The 21,861-nt window shown below is 64.7% G+C and carries 23 protein-coding genes and 1 tRNA gene; 13 read left to right on the forward strand and 11 right to left on the reverse strand.

The window, feature by feature from the left end:
• Window positions 1–289: 289 nt before the first annotated feature.
• The 6 genes from H8B03_RS01720 to H8B03_RS01745 form a co-directional block, all read right to left on the reverse strand.
• The gene (locus H8B03_RS01720) at window positions 290–1,018 is read right to left on the reverse strand and encodes a ribonuclease activity regulator RraA (protein WP_193139652.1); all 729 of its coding nucleotides are present in this window, start codon (window positions 1,016–1,018) and stop codon (window positions 290–292) included.
• A 3-nt stretch (window positions 1,019–1,021) separates the two neighbouring features.
• Window positions 1,022–1,714, reverse strand: a complete 693-nt coding sequence (locus tag H8B03_RS01725) for a FadR/GntR family transcriptional regulator (protein ID WP_193139654.1) — start codon at window positions 1,712–1,714, stop codon at window positions 1,022–1,024.
• A gap of 368 nt (window positions 1,715–2,082) precedes the next feature.
• A tRNA-Arg gene (locus tag H8B03_RS01730) sits at window positions 2,083–2,159 on the reverse strand.
• 57 nt (window positions 2,160–2,216) lie between these two features.
• Window positions 2,217–3,608 carry a HAMP domain-containing sensor histidine kinase gene (locus tag H8B03_RS01735; RefSeq protein WP_193139656.1) on the reverse strand — a complete coding sequence of 464 codons (1,392 nt, stop codon included), beginning with the start codon at window positions 3,606–3,608 and terminating at the stop codon, window positions 2,217–2,219.
• Window positions 3,609–3,639: 31 nt separating this feature from the next.
• On the reverse strand, window positions 3,640–5,055 hold the full coding sequence (locus H8B03_RS01740) for an NAD(P)/FAD-dependent oxidoreductase (protein WP_193139658.1): 1,416 nt from the start codon (window positions 5,053–5,055) through the stop codon (window positions 3,640–3,642).
• 2 nt (window positions 5,056–5,057) lie between these two features.
• Window positions 5,058–5,792 carry a TVP38/TMEM64 family protein gene (locus H8B03_RS01745; protein WP_193139660.1) on the reverse strand — a complete coding sequence of 245 codons (735 nt, stop codon included), beginning with the start codon at window positions 5,790–5,792 and terminating at the stop codon, window positions 5,058–5,060.
• A 265-nt stretch (window positions 5,793–6,057) separates the two neighbouring features.
• Here H8B03_RS01745 and rpmH point away from each other — a divergent pair, with 265 nt between their 5' ends.
• From rpmH to yidD, 3 genes are read left to right on the forward strand one after another with little or no spacing between them, the layout of a single operon-like run.
• Entirely contained in the window at window positions 6,058–6,192 is a 135-nt protein-coding gene (gene rpmH / locus H8B03_RS01750; protein WP_012177012.1) for a 50S ribosomal protein L34, read from the forward strand.
• Between the two features lie 17 nt (window positions 6,193–6,209).
• Entirely contained in the window at window positions 6,210–6,650 is a 441-nt protein-coding gene (rnpA, locus tag H8B03_RS01755) for a ribonuclease P protein component (RefSeq protein ID WP_394355438.1), read from the forward strand.
• Window positions 6,647–6,868 (forward strand): membrane protein insertion efficiency factor YidD, encoded by a 222-nt coding sequence (yidD, locus tag H8B03_RS01760; RefSeq protein ID WP_193139662.1) that lies wholly within the window; start codon window positions 6,647–6,649, stop codon window positions 6,866–6,868. Before rnpA ends, yidD begins: the two co-directional genes overlap by 4 nt.
• A 171-nt stretch (window positions 6,869–7,039) precedes the next feature.
• Here yidD and H8B03_RS01765 read toward each other — a convergent pair whose 3' ends face one another.
• The gene (locus tag H8B03_RS01765; RefSeq protein ID WP_193139664.1) at window positions 7,040–7,993 is read right to left on the reverse strand and encodes an alpha/beta hydrolase; all 954 of its coding nucleotides are present in this window, start codon (window positions 7,991–7,993) and stop codon (window positions 7,040–7,042) included.
• Between the two features lie 123 nt (window positions 7,994–8,116).
• Here H8B03_RS01765 and ttcA point away from each other — a divergent pair, with 123 nt between their 5' ends.
• The 10 genes from ttcA (at window position 8,117) to H8B03_RS01815 (ending at window position 17,242) form a co-directional block, all read left to right on the forward strand.
• Window positions 8,117–8,974 carry a tRNA 2-thiocytidine(32) synthetase TtcA gene (gene ttcA / locus H8B03_RS01770; RefSeq protein ID WP_193139666.1) on the forward strand — a complete coding sequence of 286 codons (858 nt, stop codon included), beginning with the start codon at window positions 8,117–8,119 and terminating at the stop codon, window positions 8,972–8,974.
• A gap of 88 nt (window positions 8,975–9,062) precedes the next feature.
• Complete coding sequence (locus tag H8B03_RS01775) at window positions 9,063–10,589, forward strand: GGDEF domain-containing phosphodiesterase (protein WP_193139668.1); 1,527 nt, start codon at window positions 9,063–9,065, stop codon at window positions 10,587–10,589.
• A 123-nt stretch (window positions 10,590–10,712) separates the two neighbouring features.
• Window positions 10,713–12,542 (forward strand): membrane protein insertase YidC, encoded by a 1,830-nt coding sequence (gene yidC, locus H8B03_RS01780; protein ID WP_193139671.1) that lies wholly within the window; start codon window positions 10,713–10,715, stop codon window positions 12,540–12,542.
• The gene (locus tag H8B03_RS01785) at window positions 12,539–13,279 is read left to right on the forward strand and encodes an MOSC domain-containing protein (protein ID WP_193139673.1); all 741 of its coding nucleotides are present in this window, start codon (window positions 12,539–12,541) and stop codon (window positions 13,277–13,279) included. Before yidC ends, H8B03_RS01785 begins: the two co-directional genes overlap by 4 nt.
• Entirely contained in the window at window positions 13,276–13,917 is a 642-nt protein-coding gene (locus tag H8B03_RS01790) for a CatB-related O-acetyltransferase (RefSeq protein WP_193139675.1), read from the forward strand. Before H8B03_RS01785 ends, H8B03_RS01790 begins: the two co-directional genes overlap by 4 nt.
• Complete coding sequence (gene yihA, locus H8B03_RS01795; RefSeq protein ID WP_193139677.1) at window positions 13,914–14,564, forward strand: ribosome biogenesis GTP-binding protein YihA/YsxC; 651 nt, start codon at window positions 13,914–13,916, stop codon at window positions 14,562–14,564. Before H8B03_RS01790 ends, yihA begins: the two co-directional genes overlap by 4 nt.
• 156 nt (window positions 14,565–14,720) lie before the next feature.
• The gene (gene argB, locus H8B03_RS01800) at window positions 14,721–15,587 is read left to right on the forward strand and encodes an acetylglutamate kinase (RefSeq protein ID WP_226925632.1); all 867 of its coding nucleotides are present in this window, start codon (window positions 14,721–14,723) and stop codon (window positions 15,585–15,587) included.
• Window positions 15,584–16,252, forward strand: a complete 669-nt coding sequence (locus H8B03_RS01805; RefSeq protein ID WP_193139679.1) for a ferredoxin — start codon at window positions 15,584–15,586, stop codon at window positions 16,250–16,252. The genes argB and H8B03_RS01805 overlap by 4 nt, the downstream gene beginning before the upstream one ends.
• Complete coding sequence (locus tag H8B03_RS01810) at window positions 16,237–16,743, forward strand: histidine phosphatase family protein (protein WP_193139681.1); 507 nt, start codon at window positions 16,237–16,239, stop codon at window positions 16,741–16,743. The genes H8B03_RS01805 and H8B03_RS01810 overlap by 16 nt, the downstream gene beginning before the upstream one ends.
• 70 nt (window positions 16,744–16,813) lie before the next feature.
• Window positions 16,814–17,242, forward strand: a complete 429-nt coding sequence (locus H8B03_RS01815; protein WP_193139683.1) for a GNAT family N-acetyltransferase — start codon at window positions 16,814–16,816, stop codon at window positions 17,240–17,242.
• Between the two features lie 65 nt (window positions 17,243–17,307).
• Here the strand turns inward: H8B03_RS01815 and H8B03_RS01820 are convergent, their stop codons facing one another.
• The 4 genes from H8B03_RS01820 to H8B03_RS01835 form a co-directional block, all read right to left on the reverse strand.
• Window positions 17,308–18,099, reverse strand: a complete 792-nt coding sequence (locus H8B03_RS01820) for an amino acid ABC transporter ATP-binding protein (RefSeq protein ID WP_319022417.1) — start codon at window positions 18,097–18,099, stop codon at window positions 17,308–17,310.
• 10 nt (window positions 18,100–18,109) lie between these two features.
• Complete coding sequence (locus H8B03_RS01825) at window positions 18,110–19,408, reverse strand: amino acid ABC transporter permease (RefSeq protein ID WP_193139685.1); 1,299 nt, start codon at window positions 19,406–19,408, stop codon at window positions 18,110–18,112.
• 1 nt (window position 19,409) lies between these two features.
• On the reverse strand, window positions 19,410–20,624 hold the full coding sequence (locus H8B03_RS01830; RefSeq protein WP_193139687.1) for an amino acid ABC transporter permease: 1,215 nt from the start codon (window positions 20,622–20,624) through the stop codon (window positions 19,410–19,412).
• A 119-nt stretch (window positions 20,625–20,743) separates the two neighbouring features.
• Window positions 20,744–21,760, reverse strand: a complete 1,017-nt coding sequence (locus H8B03_RS01835; protein ID WP_193139689.1) for an amino acid ABC transporter substrate-binding protein — start codon at window positions 21,758–21,760, stop codon at window positions 20,744–20,746.
• Between the last annotated feature and the right edge of the window lie 101 nt (window positions 21,761–21,861).

The following is a 21,861-nucleotide window of genomic DNA, read 5'->3' on the forward strand; positions in this document are numbered from 1 at the left end:
GTCACACCCATGGCCCCGCGCAAGGGGTGACCTTTCGCAAGGCAAAAAACGTTGGGTAACTCTGTGCTTTTCGTGTTCACAATTTCGTCATCTCTGCCCCGGACAGTGCAGAGACGCGCGCTTGCAGCTTGAAAAATGCGTGTCGAGGGCGCACCGGATCGCGGCGCACACGACCCCCGCCGGACCAGACCAGGCAGGCAGCCTTGCGTGCCGATCATCAGTATCGGATCGGCCTGCCGCCGGGTTTCCCCGGCGGCGGTTCAACCGATCATGGTTGTCGAAACGGGCCTCACAGCCCCTTTTCGGCCTTCCATTTCTCGAACTTTTCCAGGTTTTCCGGCTTGGTGGCCGGATAGAGGCCGATGATCGTGGCCCCGGCCCGCACCTCTTCCAGAACGAAATCTTCGTACAGTTCCATCGGTCCGGCCTCTTCGGCGATCTGGTCGGCCATGTGGCGCGGGATCACCATGACGCCATCGCCATCGCCGACAACGATGTCACCGGGATAGACCGGGCAGGTGCCGCAGCTGATCGGCACGTTCAGATCGACCGCATGATGTTTGGTCAGATTGGTCAGCGCACAAGGGCCCGCAGCATAGACCGGCATGTCCAGCGCCGCCGCGCCATCGGCATCGCGCACACCGCCATCGGTGACAACGCCCGCACCGCCGCGCACTTCCAGCCGAGTCAGCAGGATCGAGCCTGCCGAGGCCGCCGAGGCGTCGCCGCGGCAATCCATCACCAGCACATGGCCTTCGGGGCATTGTTCGATTGCCTGCCTCTGCGGATGGTCGGGCTTGCGGAATTCGGTCACCTGGTCGGTGTCCTCGCGCGCCGCGATATAGCGCAGGGTAAAGGCCGGCCCGACCATGCGCGGCTTTTGCCCGCCCAGCCGCCCGACCCCCTGAACGAAGGCATTGCGGATGCCATGCTTGTACAGAAGCGTGGCGATGGTCGCGGTCGAGGTGTTGCGCAGCGTGTCCAGCGTACCGGACGAAACGGGAGCAAGATCAGTCATGGGTTATCCTTCGAAGAGTCGGTTCAATGCATTGCCAAGATGGGTGGCCATGGCTTCGGCAGCAGCGTCGCCATCGCCCTTGCGGATGGCGTCGCAGACACGGCGATGTTCGTCCTGCACCCTCACGAGACGCGGGGCTTCGGACATCAGAGACAGCGTTCGGTTGATCGTCATCCCTTGGGCGATATGCGGCCGCACCTGCTCCAGCCCGGCCACGAAAAAGCGGTTCTGGCTGGCGCGGGCGACAGCCATATGAAAGCCTAAGTCTTGCTCCATCCCGGTTTCGCCCCTGACGTTGGCGCTGTCCATGGCCGCGATCTCGGCCTCCAGTCCACGCAGATCGTCGCGTGTGCGGTTCTGCGCGGCAAGGCGCGCGGCCTCGGATTCCAGCCCGATCCGGAACCTGAAGCACATCTGCAGATCCTGAATGCTGGTCAGGGGCGCTATGCGAGTGATGCGCTCGGCCGCGTCCTGAACATAGGCCCCGGAACCGCGACGCGAGGCGATCATCCCCTCCTCGCGCAGCCGCGCCAGCGCCTCGCGCACGGTGGGACGCGAGACCCCGTATTCCGTCGCCAGCGCGGTTTCCGAGGGAAGTTTCTCTCCGCGCGCCAGTCGCCCGGCCGCGATACCTTCGGCCAATTGCCGATAGATCTGGTCGCTGCGCCGTTCCGTGCTGTCGGATCCACCGTCCAAGGTGCCCTGCCCCTACTGTTTCGGGGCTCACCCTATGAACATCGCCGCAATCAGTCAAACAACTTTACGATATGCCCGACAGATTTCAAACCTGTCACACAGATGCGCGGATCGCAGAACCGACACGGCCTTCGGCTCCGGGGTCTCGCCGGGCAAGAAGATTGAACCGAAGAAGGGCGCCCCCCGGTTCAGGCAACACAGGGGTAAGACAGGGGCAATCACGCCACCGGGACGGGCTGTGTCTGCGGCGTGGTCAGTCGGCAACCGACGGCGTTTGTCGCGCCGCAACCCGCACGAACCGAAGGGCGATAGCCACGGCGTGCCGCACCCGAATTATCGGGAGATTTCAGTTGGATATGGAAGGGAAGTGGCGCGCTGGGGAGGATTCGAACCCCCGACCCCTTGATTCGTAGTCAAGTACTCTATCCAACTGAGCTACCAGCGCGTAGGGCGTCCTTCTAGTCGCGGCCTTGGGGGACTGCAAGCAAAAAAATGAAGTTTTCTACGCCGCCAATCCGCTTTCGCCGCGCGGCAGCGTCAGCAGGAAGACGGTGCCGCTGTCATCGCTGCTTTCCAGCGTCAGGGTGCCGCCGTGGCCGCGGGCCAGTTCAGCCGCGATGACCAGGCCCAACCCGGTGCCACCCTTGGTGAAACTGCCCTGAAACGCCTGAAACAGGGCCTCGCGTGCCTTGGGGGGCAGCCCCGGCCCGGTGTCGGCCACGGTGATGGTCCAGGCGGTTTCGCTTTCGTCGGCATGGACCGTCACGGTGCCGGGCGCCCCGGTGCTGGCAATGGCCTGCCGCGCATTGCGCACAAGATTTCCCAGGATGCGCAACAACTGTTCCGAGTCGCAGCGGATGATCTGCGCGGGCGGCACTTCGTTGACATAGGTGATCGAGCCATCGGTGGCCGCGATGCGTTCATTGTCAAAGACCTCCTCGACCAGATCGTACAGCGGATGCCGGTCCAGCTTGGGCGGCGGCTCTTCGGCCTTGCCGAAGGCCAGCGTGGACTCGCACAGGTTGACCGCCCGGCTGATCGAATTGACCAGCTTGGGGGCGGCGCGCTGCACGCGGGGATCCTTGGACCGCTCCATGGTGTCGGCGAACAGCTGCGCCGTGGTCAGGATGTTGCGCAGGTCGTGGCTGACCTTGGCCACCGCGCCGCCTAGCTGTGCCAGCCGATCCTTCTGCCGCAGGGCTCCGGTCAACTGGGTTTGCAGCGATTGCAGCGCCAATTCCGCGTCGCGCAATTCGCGCACCTTGGTGCGCGGGTTGATGATGTGGCGCACGTCTTCCGGGGCGGCGGCGTATTCCTTCATGTGGGTCACCACATGGCGGATCGGCAGCACCATCATCCGGCGCACGGCGAAGAACAGCAGCCCCGCCGTCACCGCCGAGATCAGGGCCGACAGCCACAGGATGCGCACGCCATAGTCCAGCATGGCCGCGCGCAGGGGCGCCGCATCCATCGTGACCTCGATCAGCAGGCCGGCCGCGCGGGTCGGGTTGCCAATCACGCGGATGATCTCGTTCTCGCCATTGAGCAATTGCATCATGGCCTCGCCGATCAACCGTGCGGGGGGCGCTTCGCGCAGGTCATAGGTCGCGGCGATGGGTGCGGGCAGCGGCGAGGACAGCATCAACTGCCGCATCTCGTTGCGGCGCAGCACGACGTTGTAGACTTCGGCGTTTTGCAGAAGCTCGCGCTCCAGTTCCGGCGCGATCATATCGTCGGCCAGCAGCACCAGCGAGGCGATCTGCGCCCGCTCCAGCCGCGCCAGAAGGTAATCCTCGCGGAACCGGGCCACGGACGGCACGAAGATCAGAACTTCGGCCAGCATCACGAACAGGATGGTCAGGACAAGAAAACGGCCTGATAGAGTGTTGAACATGCCCGCCCTGATCCTGGTCCGTGCCACGGTGCTACGGCAAAAAGCGCTGAATCGCCCGGACAATCCGCTTCACCGTCGGGTTTTCGAACAGCCGGGGAGAGAAATAGGCCCCGGCCGCGCGCTTTCCAGCTTCGCTCATGGTCGGATAGGGGGCAACCATATTCGTGACCGCGCTGAGTTTCAGCTTGTTGGCCAGCACCAGCGCCCAAAGCGCGATCTGTTCGCCCGCCTGTGGCCCGACGATGGAAACGCCCACGGGCCGCCCTTTCACCACCATGACCTTGGTCAGCCCGGTGGTCGTGCCTTCCGCAATGGCGCGATCGTTGCCGGACAGGTCGAACCGGGCGACCTCCAGCTTGTCGCCATGCGCGGCGCGAGCCTGGGCCTCGGTCAGGCCGATCTGGGCCAGTTCCGGATCGGTATAGGTGACCCAGGGGATGTGGTCGGTGCGCGCCTTGGCCGGCAGCCCGAACAGGGCCGACCGGATCACGATCCCGGCGTGGTATCCCGCCACATGGGTGAACTGCATCCCGCCCGCCACATCGCCGATGGCATAGACCCGGCGGTTCGAGGTGCGCAGCCCGGCATCCACGGTGATGCCCTTGCGATCATGGTCGATCCCGGCGGCTTCAAGGTTCAGCTTGTCGATATTGACCTGCCGCCCCACCGCCACCAGCAGGTGCGTGCCGGTGATCGGCCCTTTCGAGGTTTCCACGGTGATCCGGCCTTCGAAGTCCCAGACCGACCCGGCCTCGGTGTCCTCCAGGATCTCGATGCCTTCACCGCGCAGCCGATCCAGAACGATGGCGGCCAGTTCGGGATCATCCTTGCCGAATGCCGTCGCGGCTTCGATCACCGTCACCGCGCAGCCCAGCCGCCGATGCGCCTGCGCCATCTCCATGCCGATGGGCCCGCCACCGATGATGATCAGATGCTCGGGACGGTCGCGCAGGCTGAAGATGGTTTCATTGGTGTGATAGGTGACGTCGTCCAGCCCCTCGATGGGCGGCACGAAGGGACGTGATCCTGTGGCGATGACAAAGCGGCGCGCGGTGATGCGATGCTCCCCGACCTCGACCTCGGTCGGCGAGACAAAGCGCCCGAAGTCGCGGATGACGCGCACCCCCAACCCCTCGAACCGCTCCTGGCTGTCATGCGGGGCGATGGTGGCGATGGCGGCATCCACGTGGTCCTTGGCGGCGGCGAAATCCACCTGCGGAACCACCGGGGTGACCCCATAGGCCGCCCCCTGCCCCATGGCATGGGCGCGTTTGCCCGCCGCCAGCAGCGCCTTGGAGGGCACGCAGCCATAGTTCAGGCAGTCGCCGCCCATCTTGTGGCCTTCCAGCAGCACCACGTCGGCGCCCATCTGGGCCGCCCCCGCCGCCACCGACAGCCCGCCAGAGCCAGCCCCGAGAATGCACAGATCGCACGAGATGGTTTCCATGGTCAGATCCCTTTCCTGCCGCGCAGCGCCTTCAGACCCATCGGCAGCGCCGCCAGCGCGCACAGGCCGAGGATCGGCAGCAGCACATGCGGCTCGAAGATCACGCCAAGGTCCGGGGTCGCGCCGCTGGCAAAGACCTCGCCCAGACCGGCGCCGACCGAGGTATAGACCACCGCGCCGGGGATGATGCCCAGAAAGGTGGTGACCACGAAGCGAAAAAGCGGCACGCCCACCAGCGCCGGCACCAGGTTGGCCACGAAGAAAGGCACCGCCGGCACCAGCCGGATCAGGAACAGCATTTCCCACTGGTTTTCGTCGATGCCCGTCTTGATCCGCCCGACGGTGCCTTTCGAGGCATCCATCCGCGCCGCCAGCCGATCTCCCAGCCCCCAGCGCGCAGCCAGGAAGATCGCTGTTGCGCCAAGGGTGGCCGCAACGATGTTGAACAGCGCGCCGGGAAAGGTGGCAAACAGGAACCCGCCGGTCAGGGTGGCAATGGTGGCACCGGGCAGGCTGAAGGCCACGATCAGTGTATAGAGCGCGATGAAGGCCGCGACAGTGATGGTGTAGTTGGCGTCGCGGAACGCCAGCAGCGCCTCGCGGTTGGCCGCCAGCGCCTCGAAGCTGAGCACATCGCGCAGGGTAAAGGCGCCAACCGCAGCCACCGCCACGATCACCGCCAGCGGCAGCCACCGTTTCAGGGGACCAAGGTTTTCAGTCGTGGGAATGTCGCTCATGCCGGTGCCCTTTGCCAACCCATGCCTTGGACATGCCCCCTTTGGAGCGGTCGCGGAAGCCCCTCTCACGGGCCCTTGATCTTCTGTAGGGGATTGTGAGCCGGGGCGGTTTTTCTGTAACAATCGCGGAAAGGGCGGAAAAACCCGCCAGATTTCCGGCCAGCGACGTTGACGGGCGCGGGATTAGGCTCTAGGAGCGGGGCTTCGAATTCCGATGCCCGCGAATCCCGTTCGCGGTCCCGCACAAGAAAATGGAGACGGCGCGATGAAACGCACCTTTCAGCCCAGCAATCTCGTCCGCAAGCGGCGTCATGGTTTCCGCGCCCGTATGGCCACCAAGGCCGGTCGCAAGATCCTGAACGCCCGCCGCGCCCGCGGCCGGAAGTCGCTCAGCGCCTGAGGGCGTTGGCTCCGTCCATGACGGTGCCCGAGTTGACCGTGGAACAGCCTGATATGGCCGCCTCGCCTTGCGACGGCGGCCTTTCTGCCGTTTGCCATCCCATCCAGACCCTGCGCCAGCGCACCGATTTTCTGGCGGCGTCGCGCGGGCGCTATCGTGCCATGCCGGGATTTGTCCTGCAGGGCCGCAAAAGGCGGGACGGTGAGGCCGAGGGCGATGTGATCCGCGTGGGCTTCACCTGTTCAAAGAAGGTCGGCAATGCGGTGGCCCGGAACCACGCCAAGCGCCGCCTGCGCGCCTTGGCGCGCGAGGTGATCGCAGAACAGGGCAAGCCCGGCTGGGACTACGTGCTGGTGGGCCGCAAGGACGCCACCGCCCAGCGCCCCTTTGCCGAGATGCAGGGCGATCTGTCCCGCGCCCTGACCAAGATCCACGCCCCTAAAGCCGCCCGCACATGAGCCCGCTGGCCCATGTCGTCGCTTTGCCGGTGCGCGCCTACCGCCTGTTGCTGTCGCCCTGGGTCGGCCACGGCTGCCGATTCCACCCCACCTGTTCGGCCTATGCGTTGGAGGCCCTTGCCGCCCACGGGGCCATCAAGGGCAGTTGGCTGGCCGCCCGGCGCATTGCCCGCTGCCATCCATGGGGCGGATCGGGCATCGACAACGTCCCGGACTGACCGCTTCTGACTTCTGGCAGTGCGAACTTCTTGCCTCCGGCGGGAGTATTGCCCCCAAGAAGAACGAGGCGCGCCCGGAGTTCGGGCGGGGCAGCGGTTCAGATGCGACCCGGCGGAGCCCCAAGCGATCTTTGCAAGCCCGCAATGCCCCGGGACGGGCGCTCCGGTCCGTCAGGGTTTCAGGATCAGCTTGTCGCCCAGACGTGCGCGCGTGGGAATGTTGTGCCGGTCGGTGTCCCCGAGGATCGTGTAGAAAGCGTCGCGCATGAACTCGGTGTCTTCGAAATAGAAGCGGTGTCCGGCCAGATCGTCTTTCTTGAAGGTTTCGGGCAACGCATCGAACCTCTCGGTGCAGCTGATGTTGACGGCCTTGTCGGGGGCATCGTCGGGCAGGCCGATACGACCGGCGCGGGGCGACACGCCGATGCGTTTCACGTTGGACAGTTTCAGCGCATTGTCGAAGTGGTTGTAATAGTTGGTCAGACGCGCGCAGTGGCGATAGAGCGATGAGGACTTCGAACTGTCCGCCGCAAGCGAGCCCGCCGAAATATCGGCGCCGAACAGCAGAACCTGGCTGACAGCCCAGCTTTTCGCCGCCAGCTGGCGCCGGTCGTCAGCATCGTCGAAGGCCTCGCGCACCACGTAGGTGCCCATGGAATGCGCCATGATGTGCAGGTTGATCTCGCAATCGGGGCGCTGCAGGCGCACGAAATTGGCGATGCCTTCCTTGACCAGCTGGTTGGCTGTCTGCTTGGCATCCCAGCGATCCTCAAGATAGTTCAGGGCGCTGTCATCCGAGGGCCAGTCAAAGCTGACCACGGTGCCTTCGAAACCGAAGTCCTGAAAGCACTTCTTGATGAACCGATGCCGGGTCACCACCGCGTCCAGAGAATTGTTGAATCCATGCACGTAGACCACGATATCGCCGACATCCTCGCCGGTGATCGGGTTGACCCGCCCCTTGCAATCCTCCTGCACTTTCTTGAACCAGCTTGCGCGGCTGATCTTGTCATCGGGACCATGGGTGGTGGCCTTGTCCGGCACCTCCAGGAAATGCGCGGGGCCGGGTTCGGGCAGGAAGACCCCCTTGCGAATCCTGCGAACGGTAAAGATGTAGTCAGGCATCCTGCTCTCTCTGAAATCGGAACTTCCGCTCACCTTAGGCAGGGGACCTTCGGGGCGCGAGGAAATTTACGGATCCTTGCGGGAACGCTTGATCTGTTGCGGACGCGGGTTTAGGGGCTGGCCATGCTTGATGATGCCGATGACATTCACCCGCTGTTCCACGGCGCGCCCAAAACAACCGAGTTCCGCAAGCTGCGGAAGCGGATCGTGCGCCATGCCCGCGAGGCCATCGAGCAATATGGCATGATCGAACGCGACGCCCGCTGGCTGGTCTGCCTGTCGGGCGGCAAGGACAGCTATACCCTGCTGGCGGTGTTGCACGAACTGAAATGGCGCGGGCTGCTGCCGGTCGAGATCCTGGCCTGCAACCTGGACCAGGGCCAGCCGGGGTTTCCCGCAACCGTCCTGCCCGAATTTCTGGAGCGCATGGGCGTTGCGCATCGGATCGAGTACCAGAACACCTATTCCGTGGTGATGGACAAGATCCCCCAGGGCCGAACCTTCTGCGCGCTGTGTTCCCGCCTGCGGCGCGGACATCTCTACCGGATCGCGCGCGAGGAAGGCTGTTCGGCGGTGGTGCTGGGCCATCATCGCGATGACATTCTGGAAACCTTCTTCATGAACCTGTTTCACGGCGGGCGGCTGGCCACCATGCCGCCGAAACTGGTGAACGAGGAAGGCGATCTCTTTGTCTATCGTCCGCTGGCGCATGTGGCCGAGGCCGATTGTCAGAAATTCGCGCAGGCGATGGGATATCCGATCATTCCCTGTGATCTGTGCGGCAGTCAGGACGGGCTGCAACGCCAGCAGGTCAAGCAGATCCTCGATGGCTGGGAGGCCAACGCCCCCGGCCGCCGGCAGGTCATGTTCAGGGCGCTGATGAACGCGCGGCCCTCGCATCTTCTGGATCCCAAGCTGTTCGATTTCGCCGGGCTGACGCGCGGGACGTCCGAACCCGCAGATCCGGACAATTTGATCTAATTCCGTCCCAGATCGCGCCGTTGCATTAACCTTCCCCAAAGGCCGCCACCCTAGCGTCACCTGAAACGCTTGGCCGAAGGGGAACGCGATGCCGGTTCCGGGACAGACACTGCCCTCTGGGATACATTTCCTCGCCTCTGTCGTTCGGGGGCAATGGGGGCTGGCGGCCTCGGCCCCGCTTCTGGCGCTGTTCTGGTATCTGAAATCCGGTGACGTGGCCTGGGGGATGGCCCTGTCGGGCCCAGTGGTGCTGGCTTTGGCGTGGCTTCCCCTGTGGCGGGCGGGGCATCGGCTGGCGCAACTGCCGCTGGCTTCGCCACGGCAACGCCTGATCCGGGCGCTTTGCGCCGACAGGGATGCTGCGCAGGGCCAGACTGTCTGCATCCTGCTGAACCTGGACGACACGCCACGCCTGCTGGAACGGTATTCCCCCGCAACGCTGGACCGGACGATGGACGCGCTGGCGGACCGGGCCCAGCAGACGCTGCGCGACCAGGATCATTGTGCGGCGCTTGCGCCAGGGCTGATTGCCATCGCGATGGCCCCGGCGGCGCGCTACGATCTGGAAACCGCGCTGCAAATCGGTGCGCGGCTTCAGGCCAGGCTCTCCGATCCGATCCCCGTGGGCGAGGATCCGCAGCGGTTGTCCTTCTCGGTGGGCATTGCGCTATCGGCGCAGGTCGCGTCCGGATCCGGGGACGCGGTCCTGGCCGCGGCAGAAACCGCCCTGAAGCGCGCGCAATACGCCGGGGCCGGCTCCATCCGGGTCCACGATCCCGCCCGCCCTGTGCCACAGATACCCGACACCGCGCGCATCACCCGCGCATTGGACGCTCTGGAAAGCGGGCAGATCCGCCCGTGGTTTCAGCCGCAGGTGTCCAATGATACCGGCGACATCAGCGGGGTCGAGGCGCTGGCCCGTTGGGTTCATCCGGATCGCGGCCTTCTTGGGCCCGCCGAGTTCTTCCCCGAGATCGAAGCCGCCGGCCGCTTCGAACGCCTGGGCGAAGTCATGCGCCGCCACGCCTACCTCGCGTTGAAAACCTGGGACACGGACGGCCTCGACATCCCCGGTATCGGCGTCAACGTGACCCTGGCCGAACTGCGCAACCCGGCCTTCGCGGACAAGATCGCCTGGGAACTGGATGGCTTCGATATTCTGCCGCACCGGCTGACGCTGGAAATCCTCGAATCCGTGGTCTCCGGCACCTCCGGGGATGTGGTGGCCCGCAATATCCAGATGCTCGCCTCCTATGGTTGCGGGTTGGACCTTGACGACTTTGGCACCGGCCATGCCTCGATCACCTCGCTGCGGCGCTTCCCGGTGGGCCGGATCAAGATCGATCGGTCCTTCGTCACCGGGGTAGATCACGACCGGAACCAACAGCAGATGATCTCGGCCATCGTGACCATGGCCGAGCGACTGGATCTGGATGCCCTGGCCGAAGGCGTGGAAACACCCGGCGAGCACGCCATGCTGGCACAGTTGGGCTGCACCCATGTCCAGGGCTACGGCATCGCGCGACCGATGCCCCAAGACGATTTGCCCGCCTGGGTCCACGAGTTGCGCCATCGCCTGCCCAAACCCGCCCCATTGCACCGGAAACTGGGCTGAACCACCGATTCGCGGCGCGCTCATTCACGACATTGCAGAGGCTGCGGCCTAAAACCGCTTGACCTTTGTCCGGTGCGCCTGTTGAACCTGCCCGCAATCCCAAGTTTCGAGGCGGTGTTCTACATGGACAATCAAAACAAGAATATGATTCTGGCGACGGCACTCAGCTTCCTGGTGATCCTCGGCTGGTTTCTGCTCTTTCCGCCAGAGGAACCGCCGGTCCAGCCCCAGCGACCCGCGGCCGATTCCACCGCGCAGGCGACGCAGGATGGCATCGCCATTGCCCCGCCTGCCGGCGGCACTGCGGCCCCGGCCCCCGGAGCCAGCCCCGTCGAAACGCGCAGCGCGGCCCTGACCGCTTCCGAGCGCCTGACCATCGACACCCCCGAGCTCAAAGGCTCCATCGCGCTGACCGGCGGCCGGCTCGACGATATCGCGCTGAAGGATTATCGCGACACGATCGAACCCGACAGCCCCAACGTCACGCTGCTGTCCCCGGTGGGCGGTTCACATGCCTATTATGCGCTCTATGGCTGGGCGCCCGGCGCGGGTCTGACCTTCGAACAGGTCCCCGGGGCCAACACCCCCTGGTCGCTGGTGAGCGGCGACAAGCTGACCCCCACCAGCCCGGTCACACTGGAATGGGACAACGGCGCCGGCTTGACCTTCCGCCGCGTGATCAGCGTCGACGAAGAGTATCTTTTCACCGTCACCCAGTCGGTCACCAACGCCAGCGAAACCGCCCAGCGACTGGCCCCTTACGGCATTGTCGCCCGCCATGGCGAGCCGGAACTGACCAACTTCTTCATCCTGCATGAAGGCGTCGTGCGCATGTCCGACGGCACGCTGGAAGAAATCGAATACGGCGACATGCCGGATCTCGACTACGTCGACCGGGAAGCCGCCCGCGCCGAGATCATCGACGTGGCCGCCAACGGCTGGATCGGGTTCACCGACAAATACTGGATGACCGCGCTGATGCCGGCCCCCGGCCAGAATTTCCTGTCGGTCGCCAAATACGTCGCCAACGCCGACATCTACCAGACCGAAACCCGCCTGCCGACCCAGACAGTGGAACCCGGCCAGACGGTCGAGGTGCAGACCTTCCTCTTCGCCGGGGCCAAGGAATGGGAAACCATCAAGCACTACGAGCAGGATCTGGGCTTCGAAGGCTTCGTCGACAGCATCGACTGGGGCTGGTTCTTCTTCCTGACCAAGCCGATCTTCCAGCTGCTGCACTTCCTCAACGGCATCATCGGCAACATGGGCTGGTCGATCATCGTCCTGACCCTGATCATCAAGGCGCTGGTCCTGCCCCTGGCCTGGAAATCCTATTCTTCGATGGCGAAGATGAAGGAACTTCAGCCCGAGATGGAGAAGCTGAAGGAACGCTGCGGCGACGACAAGCAGAAGATGCAGCAAGAGATGATGGCGCTCTATAAGAAGGAAAAGGTCAACCCGGCCTCGGGCTGCCTGCCGATCATCCTGCAGATCCCGATCTTCTTCTCACTCTACAAGGTGATCTTCGTCACCATCGAATTGCGCCACGCGCCGTGGTTCGGCTGGATCCGCGACCTGTCAGCGCCGGATCCCTCGTCGATCCTGAACCTCTTCGGGCTGCTGCCCTACGGGGTGCCCGATCCCGGGTCGATCTTTGCGATCGTGTCGCTGGGCATCCTGCCGATCTTCCTCGGCGTCTCCATGTGGCTGCAGCAGAAACTGAACCCGGCACCCACCGACAAGACCCAGGCCATGATCTTTGCCTGGATGCCCTGGATCTTCATGTTCATGCTGGGCAGCTTCGCAAGTGGCCTGGTGCTGTACTGGATCGCCAACAACGTGATCACCTTCTCGCAGCAGTACTTCATCATGCGCACCCACGGCTTCAAGCCAGACATCCTGGGCAACATCCTCTCGAGCTTCAAGAAGAAGGCCGGAGCGTCGAAGGAATGACCCACAGGCTCGCCGCCATCTGGCGTCACCCGATCAAGGGCATCGGCGCCGAGCCTCTGGAAACCACCCAACTGACCCCGGATCGCCCCCTGCCGGGCGACCGGGCCTGGGCTGTCCTGACCGGTGACGCCACCGACACCGGTGATTGGCAGCCCTGCCGTAACTTTGCGCGCGGCTGCTATGGGCCCGAGCTGATGGCAATCACCGCGCGCACCATCGGCGATCGCATCCATCTCAGCCACCCCCGGCATACGGACCTGATCATCGATCCCGCAACAGAAGGTCCGCGCCTGATCGACTGGCTGCGCCCGCTTTACCCCGCCGAGCGCCCGGCCCCGACACGGGTGATCAAGGCCCCACCAGAGGGGATGAGCGATGCCCCCTTCCCTTCGGTTGCCATCCTGGGCCGCGCCGCGCTGGACGCCCTGGGCGAGGTTGCGGGCCAGGCACTGGACATGCGGCGGTTCCGTGGCAACCTCTGGCTCGACGGGTTGGCCCCGTTCGAGGAACTGGACTGGGTCGGCCGCACCCTGCGCATCGGCAGTGCCGAGCTGCGCGTGGACGAACGCATCACCCGCTGCCGCGCCACCGAGACCAACCCCGACACCGGCACCCATGACGTGACCACCCTGCAACTGCTGCGCCGCCACTGGGGTCACATCGACTTCGGCATCAAGGCCGTGGTCACCAAGCCCGGCACCATCGGGGTAGGTGACACGGTAGAGGTGTTGGCATGAACGCCCCCGACCCCGATGTCCTGCACCCGATGCCCGGCATCGACCAGGTGGTGTTCCTGCGTCCGCTGGCGAAAGACCGGCCCAACGTCTCGGTTGGTGCCTTCACCTACTACGACGACCCGGACGGGGCAGAACACTTCTTCGACCGCAACCTGCGCTATCACTTCGATTTCGTCGGTGACCGGCTGGTGATCGGCCCGTTCTGCGCCCTCGCACGCGGCGCCACCTTCATCATGAATGGCGCCACCCACGCCATGGGCGGCTTTTCCACCTTTCCCTTCAACATCTTCGGCCACGGCTGGGAAGAAGGATTCGATCCGGCCAGCTGGGCGGCGGAGAATCGCGGCGACACGGTGATCGGCGCCGACGTCTGGATCGGCACCGAAGCCCTGATCCTGCCCGGCATCACCATCGGCCCCGGCGCCATCATTGCCGCCCGCAGCGTCGTCACCGCCGATGTGGCGCCCTACACCGTGGTTGGCGGCAACCCGGCGCGCGAAATCCGCACGCGGTTCGATGCCGGTACCGTCGCGCGCCTGCTCGCCATCGCCTGGTGGGACTGGCCGCTCGACAAGCTCACCCGAAACCTCGACGCCATTCGCGGCGCCGACCTGGCCACGCTGGAGGCTGCCCGATGATGCTGCCCTTCCCCCTCGCCCCCGAGCCCGACGACATCACCGCCGAAGCCGCGCGCAAGTTCTTCGCCGGCGAGACCACCTTTGTGAAAGGCGTGGTCGCCATGTCGGGCCTGCCCGCCGCCGACCGCGCCGAGGTCTGCTTCGCCGGCCGTTCGAACGTCGGAAAATCTTCGCTGATCAACGCGCTGACCGGACGCAAGGGGCTTGCGCGCGCGTCCAACACCCCCGGCCGCACGCAAGAGATCAACTTCTTCGAACGTGACGACCTCTACATCGTCGACCTGCCTGGATATGGCTTTGCCAACGCGCCCGTCGCGGTGGTCGAGAAATGGCAGCGCCTGCTGAAATCCTATCTGTCGGGGCGCCAGACCCTGCGCCGCGCCTTCATGCTGATCGATTCGCGCCACGGCGTGAAACCGGTGGATGAGGAAATCATGACCCTGTTGGACAGATCCGCCGTCCCCTTCCAGGTGGTGCTGACCAAGGATGACAAGATCAAGGAAAAGGATCGCGACCCGATTCTGGCGCAGGTGCGCAAGGCGCTGTCCAAGCACCCGGCCGCCTTTCCCGAACTGATCGCCACCTCCTCGGAAAAGGGCCTCGGACTGCCGACCCTGCGCAGCACCATCCACGGCCTGCGCGACTGACGCGCCGACGCCCTGCAGCTGACCCAGCGGCGGCGGCTTCTTCTTGGCGAAAATACTCTCGCCGAAGGCCCCGGCCTGCCAGGGGCGATCCACATCGGCCTCTTGGCAGCGCCCGCGCAACATAATAACACCGGCGGACGCTTCTGGATCCCGATGATGAGAAAACGAACCGACATGACCCGCGACTGGATCGCCACCGCCCGGACCCTGTCCGAGGCCCTGCCCTACCTGCAACGCTACGAGGGCGCGACCGTCGTCATCAAGTTGGGCGGCCACGCGATGGGCAGCGACGAGGCGATGGACGGATTCGCCCGCGACATCGTGCTGATGAGCCAGGTCGGCGTGCATCCGGTCATCGTTCATGGCGGCGGCCCGGCCATCAACGAGATGCTGGGCAGGCTCGATATCCAGTTCGAGTTCGTCAACGGCAAGCGCGTCACCAGCCAGCCGGTGATGGACGTGGTGGAAATGGTGCTTGCGGGTCTCGTGAACAAACGTGTCGTGGCCGCGATCAACCGCCAGGGCGGGCGCGCGGTGGGCCTGTCGGGCAAGGACGCCAACCTGATGATCTGCCGCCAGACCGATCCGTCCCTCGGCTTCGTCGGCACCCCGGAACAGATGAACACCGACGTGGTGCGCACCATTTTCGAGGCCGGCATGATCCCGGTCATCGCGCCGATCGGCGCCGATGCCGAAGGCCACAGCATGAACGTCAACGGCGACACCGCTGCCGGGGCCATCGCCGGGGCGCTGAAGGCGCATCGCCTGCTGCTGCTGACGGACGTGCCGGGCGTCAAGGATGCCACGGGCACTGTCGTGACCGAACTGACCGCGGGGCAAATTCGCGAGATGACGGCGGACGGCACCATCGCCGGGGGCATGATCCCCAAGACCGAAACCGCGCTGGCGGCCCTGCAAAGCGGCGTTCGGGCGGCCGTTATCCTGGACGGGCGTGCCCCCAACGCCTGCCTGCTGGAACTCTTCACCGATCACGGTGCCGGGTCGATCATCCGAAGCGCGTGACCGGCCCGGCTGCCTTTCAGCGGGCCCTTGCGGACTGCCAGTTGTTGCAGGCGGCCCATGTGCCGCTGGAAGCCAGCGACGGCATGCCGCCGGATTTCACCAGCATCGCCCTTGTCGCGCCGCAGGAACCCGGCTTCTGGACCCTGGCCCAAACCGCGCCCGAGATGCGCGACGGCCTGTCCGACCCGCTGGATCGGCTCTCGCGGCGGCTGGTGACGCCGGTGGCGGCCTCGGTCGGGGGGATGGCCCTGTTTCCCTCCGATGGCCCGCCCTATCCGCCTTTCGTGTCCTGGGCGCTGCGCAGCGCCCGGATCTGGGCCGCGCCCATGGGGCTGCTGGTCAGCCGCACGGCCGGGCTTTGGGTGTCTTTCCGGGCTGCCGTGGCGTTGCCCTGGGCGGCGCCCGCCCAGCCCGCCGCGGCCAGCCCCTGCGACACATGCGCGGCGCGTCCCTGCCTGTCGGCCTGCCCGGTATCCGCGTTCAGCGCCGATCGGGGCTATGATCTTGCCGCCTGTCATGGTTTTCTGGATCGCGCGGCAGGCCAGGACTGCATGACACGGGGCTGCGCCGCACGCCGCGCCTGCCCGCTGGGGGCCGCCTCCGGGCGTCACCCCGACCAATCCGCGTTCCACATGAGAGCCTTCCACCCATGCCAAAACGCCTGATCCTGATGCGCCATGCAAAGTCCTCGTGGCAGGACACGGACCTGGACGATCACGCCCGGGTGCTGAACGCACGCGGGCGGCGCTCCTGCGACGCGATCGGCCCCTGGCTGGCGGCGCGCGGCCATGTGCCCGACCAGATCCTGTGTTCCGACAGCGCCCGCACCCGCGAGACATGGGACCGGCTGGCGCCGCACTTTCCGCCCACGCCCACGCCGGCGCTGATGCCCGAATTGTACCTCGCTTCGGCCAAGGCCCTGCGCACGGCGCTGAGCGAGGCCAGCGGCGACACCGTGATCCTGCTCACCCACAACCCCGGCGTCGGAGATCTGGCCGCCCAGCTTGTGCAAGCCGCCCCGGCGCATCCGCGCTTCGACATCTATCCGACGCTGGCCACGCTGGTGTTGGAATTTCCCATCGACGCCTGGTCCGACCTGAAGCCCGGCACGGGCAAGGTGCTGGACTTCATCGTCCCGCGTGAATTGACGGACTGACCCGACGCTTCGGGAACCGCAGCCAATGGTCGGACACACCGGCGCTTCAAACCGAACGGATGCCGCTTTCATGATCCGCCCTTATACCGACAGCGACAAAGCCGCCGTCATGGCCATCTGGCGCGAGGCCAATGCCCAGGCCCACCCCTTCCTGAGCGCCGAGGTCGTCGCGCAGGCCGACACGCTCATCGCGACCCAGCTTCTGCAAGTCGCCGACACCCATATGTACGAGACAGACGGGCGCTGCGTCGGCTTCCTGTCCCTGCTCGGGGCCGAAATCGGCGGGCTCTTCATCCTGCCCGCGTGGCAGGGGCACGGCTTCGGACGCGCCCTGCTGGACCACGCCGCCACCCTGCATCCCGAATTGCACCTGTGCGTTTTCCACGACAACAGCCGGGCACGGGCGTTTTACGATCGCTACGGATTTGAACCGGTCGAGGACCGGCGCAACGCCATGTTCGACGCCCTTGAGACGGTGATGCGCTACAGCGTGCCCTGAACGTCTGCGGCCCCCGCGGGGGAGTCCCCACAGAGGCCGCCAGGCATTGTTCGTCTTGCGGGGCGTCAGTGTCCCAGGATCTGGCTCAGGAACAGCTTGGTCCGCTCGCTTTTCGGGTTGTTGAAGAACGGTTCCGGCTCGTTCTGCTCGACGATCTGGCCGGCATCCATGAAGATCACCCGGTTCGCCACCTGCCGCGCAAAGCCCATTTCATGGGTCACGCACAGCATGGTCATGCCGTCCTCGGCCAGCTCGATCATGGTGTCGAGCACTTCCTTGATCATCTCGGGGTCCAGCGCCGAGGTGGGTTCGTCGAACAGCATGATCTTGGGTTTCATGCACAGCGACCGTGCAATCGCCACCCGCTGCTGCTGACCGCCCGACAGTTGGCCGGGGTACTTGTTGGCCTGATCGGGGATCTTCACCTTTTCAAGAAAATGCATCGCCGTGGCCTCGGCCTCGCGCTTGGGGGTCTTGCGCACCCAGATCGGCGCCAGCGTGCAATTCTCAAGGATGGTCAGATGCGGGAACAGGTTGAAGTGCTGGAAGCACATGCCAACCTCGGAACGGATCTTGTCGATGTTCTTCAGGTCCGACGACAACAAGGTGCCATCCACCGTGATCTTCCCGGCCTGATGCTCCTCAAGCGCGTTGATACAGCGGATCAGCGTGGATTTCCCCGACCCCGAGGGGCCGCAGATCACGATGCGTTCGCCACGATAGACGGTCAGGTCGATGTCACGCAGCACGTGGAACTGGCCGTACCACTTGTTCATGCCGCTGATTTCGATGGCGACCTCATCCGAGACTTCCAGATGGCTCGGAACAGCGGGGGCAGCGTCGATGGGTTGGCTCATGACCGGCTCCTTAACGATGATCGGTGGCCAGCTTGCGCTCCAGCCATTGAGAATATTGCGAGATGCCGTAGCAGAAGACGAAGAACAGGACCCCGGCGAAGCCCAGAAGCTCCCAGTAGACCCCGAACCATTCGGTCGAGGACAGGATCGGGCCACGGATCATGCCGATCACGTCGAACATCGAGATGATCGACACCAGCGTGGTGTCCTTGAACAGGCCGATGGCGATGTTCACGATCGAGGGGATCGAGATTTTCAGGGCCTGCGGCAGCACGATCAGCCGCATCTTCTGCCAATAGTCCAGGCCAAGGCTGTCACCGGCCTCGTACTGGCCCTTGGGCAAGGCCGCCAGACCGCCCCGGATCGCCTCGGCCATATAGGCGGCGGCAAACAGGGTGACCATGATGATGACGCGCAGCATCAGGTCGAAATTGGTGCCCGGCGGCAGGAAATAGGCCAGCATCACCGAGGCCACGAACAACAGCGTGATCAGAGGCACGCCGCGCACGAACTCGATGAAGATCACGCAGATCATCTTGATGATCGGCAGGGTCGATTGCCGCCCCAGCGCCAGCATGATGCCCAGCGGCAACGACAGGGCGATGCCACTGGTGCCAAGGATGAAGTTGATCATGAAGCCGCCGATCTCGCGGCTGGCCACCGGGGTCAGGGCCAGCGGCAGCACACCGGCCAGCGCCTCGGCCAGGGGGGCGGTCAGCACGATCCAGAAGGCCAAGGCCGCGGCCAATGCGGCCACCATTGCCCCGAAGAACGACTTTTCTTCCAGCAGCCGGAACACCACGAAGCCGACGACCACGCCGACCAGCGCCATGATCGGGATCCACAGCGTGCCGCCCCAGATCAGCCAGTAGGCCAGAAACGGATACAGCCCGGTGAACCACAGCATCTTGCGCGGCAAGCCGAAATACAGCACCGGCGCCAGGGCCACGAACAGCAGCACGAAGGCCAGCACGGCACGGCCGTAGTGTTCGGGCGGGTAGTTACCGAAGACCAGTTGCGGCCAACGTTCCTCGATCACCGCCCAGCAGGCGGCATTGACGCCCTGCAACTGCTCGCGGCATTCGCGGATCGACGAGGCATCCCAGACGCCATTGGCGATCCACGGCACGATGGCGGCCAGCAAGGCGTAGATGACGTAGAGCGTGATCAGCGTCATGATCGAATTGCCGATCGAGCTGAAAAGATTGGTGCGCAGCCAGCCGATCACCCCGGCCTGCGACACCGGCGGGGCCTGCGGCGGGAGTGGATCGTGGCGGACGAATGCAACCGAGTGATCGCCTTGGGACATCTCAGCGCTCCTTCAGCTTCACGGCGTTGTTGTAAAGGTTCATCACCCCCGAGATCGCCAGCGAGATCATCAGGTAGAATAGCATCAGCAGCAGCACCGCTTCGAAACTGCGGCCGGTCTGGTTCAGGGTGATCCCGCCCAGCGTGCCGGTGATGTCCATGTAGCCGATGGCGGCGGCCAGCGACGAGTTCTTGGTCAGGTTCAGGTACTGCGAGATCAGCGGCGGGATGATGACCCGCAGGGCTTGCGGCAGGACGACAAGGCGCATGATCTTGCCGGGGCGCAGGCCCAGGGCGGCGGCGGCCTCGGTCTGGCCCTTGCTGACGGCCAGGATGCCGGCGCGCACGTTTTCAGCGATGAAGGCCCCGGTATACAGCGCCAGCGCCCACCACAAGGCAATCAGCGTGCCCTGAACCTTCAACCCGCCCTGGAAGTTGAACCCCTTGAGTTCGGGGTAATCCAGGCCGATGGGCGATCCCATCACGAAATAGGCGATCAGCGCCGGCACGAAGAACAGGCCAAGCGACAGTTGCAGCACCGGAAGTTCACGTCCGGTGTCGTACAGCAGCTTGGTGGCATAGCGGCGCAGGAAAAAGATGCCGACGATCGAGGCCAGGAACACCGCGACCACGATGCCCGAGCCAGCCTCCCACACCGGACCGGGCACATAGACACCGCGGTTGGTGAAGGCCATCGCGTCAAACACCATCGACGCCGTCGCATTGTCGCCGCGAAAGTCGCGCGGGCTTGGCAGGGCGTTGGACATCACCGAGAAGATGATGAGGATCCAGATCAGCACCGGCACGTTGCGGAAGATCTCGACGTAGACCGACATGACCTTGGCCACCAGCCAGTTCTTCGACAGCCGCAGCACCCCGACCACGACCCCGATGATCGTGGCGGTGATACATCCCAGGAAGGCCACCAGCAGGGTATTGAGGATCCCGACCATCGCAGCACGGAAATGGGTGTCGGTACTGACAAAGGGGATGAGTTGCTGGTTGATGTCGTATCCGGCCTGCTCGCCCAGAAACTTGTACGAGATGTCCTGCCCCAGGGCGGCCAGGTTCTGTGTGGCGTTCCAGATCAGCCATCCGAAGAAGAAGACAATCGCAAGGAACGCGATGATCTGGAAGGTGATCCCGCGATACCGGGTATCGTTGACGAGCATGCTCAATCGGAAAGCAGGCTGCGCCGGATCGCTGATACTGGCCATGAAACTATCCTTTGTTCGGCAGGGCTGGGTTGCCGAGGTCGCGCAAGACAGGCGCGGGTGGGGTCAGGACCCCGAATGGAACAGGGCGGCGGATCCACATCCGCCGCCCCCTGAGGATCTTACCGGAACGGCGGCGCATACAGCAGGCCGCCTTCAAGCCACTGGGCGTTCAGGCCGCGCGCCAGCCCGATCGGGGTGTTCTGGCCGATGTGACGCTCGAAGATCTCGCCATAGTTGCCGCCCGCGGCAATGGCGTTCTTGGACCAGTCGGGCGACAGGCCCAGCATTTCGCCCAACGACCCTTCGGTGCCAAGGATCCGGTTGACTTCCGGGTTGGTGGTGCCTGCCGCCAGTTCCTCGATATTGGCCGAGGTGATGCCCAGTTCTTCAGCGGCGATCAGCGCGTTCAGGGTCCAGCGCACCACGTCGCCCCAGTTGTTGTCGCCATGGCGGACCAGCGGGCCCAGCGGCTCTTTCGAGATGATTTCCGGCAGAATCACATGCGCCGAGGGATCTTCGAATGCGGCGCGTGTCGCGGCCAGACCGGAGGCGTCGGTGGTGTAGACGTCACAGGCCCCGGCCAGATACTGCTGCTGCGCTTCCGACGCGGTGGCGATCGGCACCGGCTCATAGCTGATGTTGTTGGTGCGGAAGAAGTCCGCGAGGTTCAGCTCGGTGGTGGTGCCGGACTGGATGCAGACCGTGGCGCCATCCAGTTCCTTGGCCGAGCTTACGCCCAGTTCCTTGGGTGCCAGGAACCCCTGGCCGTCGTAATAGTTGACGCCCGCAAACTCGAGCTTCAGGTCCACATCGCGCGAGAAGGTCCAGGTGGTGTTGCGCGACAGCATGTCGATCTCGCCCGAGTTCAGAACCTCGAAGCGGACCTTGTTGGTCACGGGGGTGAAATCAACAGCGGTGGGGTCACCCAGAACCGCGGCGGCCACGGCGCGACAGACAGCCACGTCGAAACCTTGCCAATCGCCCTGCGCGTCCTGCGTTGCAAAGCCAACAAGGCCGGTGCTGATACCGCAGTTCAGCTTCCCACGCTCCTTCACTTCTTCCAGAGTGTCAGCCGCTACGGCGCCGGCAGCCAAGCCGGCTAGGGCAATGGTGCCAAGGAGTACGTTCGTCTTCATGTCTACCTCTTCCTGATGGACCGCAGATGATGCGGTTCGGCCCCGTTATTTAGGGTGCCATTCATGGTCCGGTCCCGGTTGGTTCCGGGTCCGGTCAAACC

Source organism: Meridianimarinicoccus sp. MJW13, assembly GCF_014901205.1.
Classification (GTDB): domain Bacteria; phylum Pseudomonadota; class Alphaproteobacteria; order Rhodobacterales; family Rhodobacteraceae; genus Meridianimarinicoccus.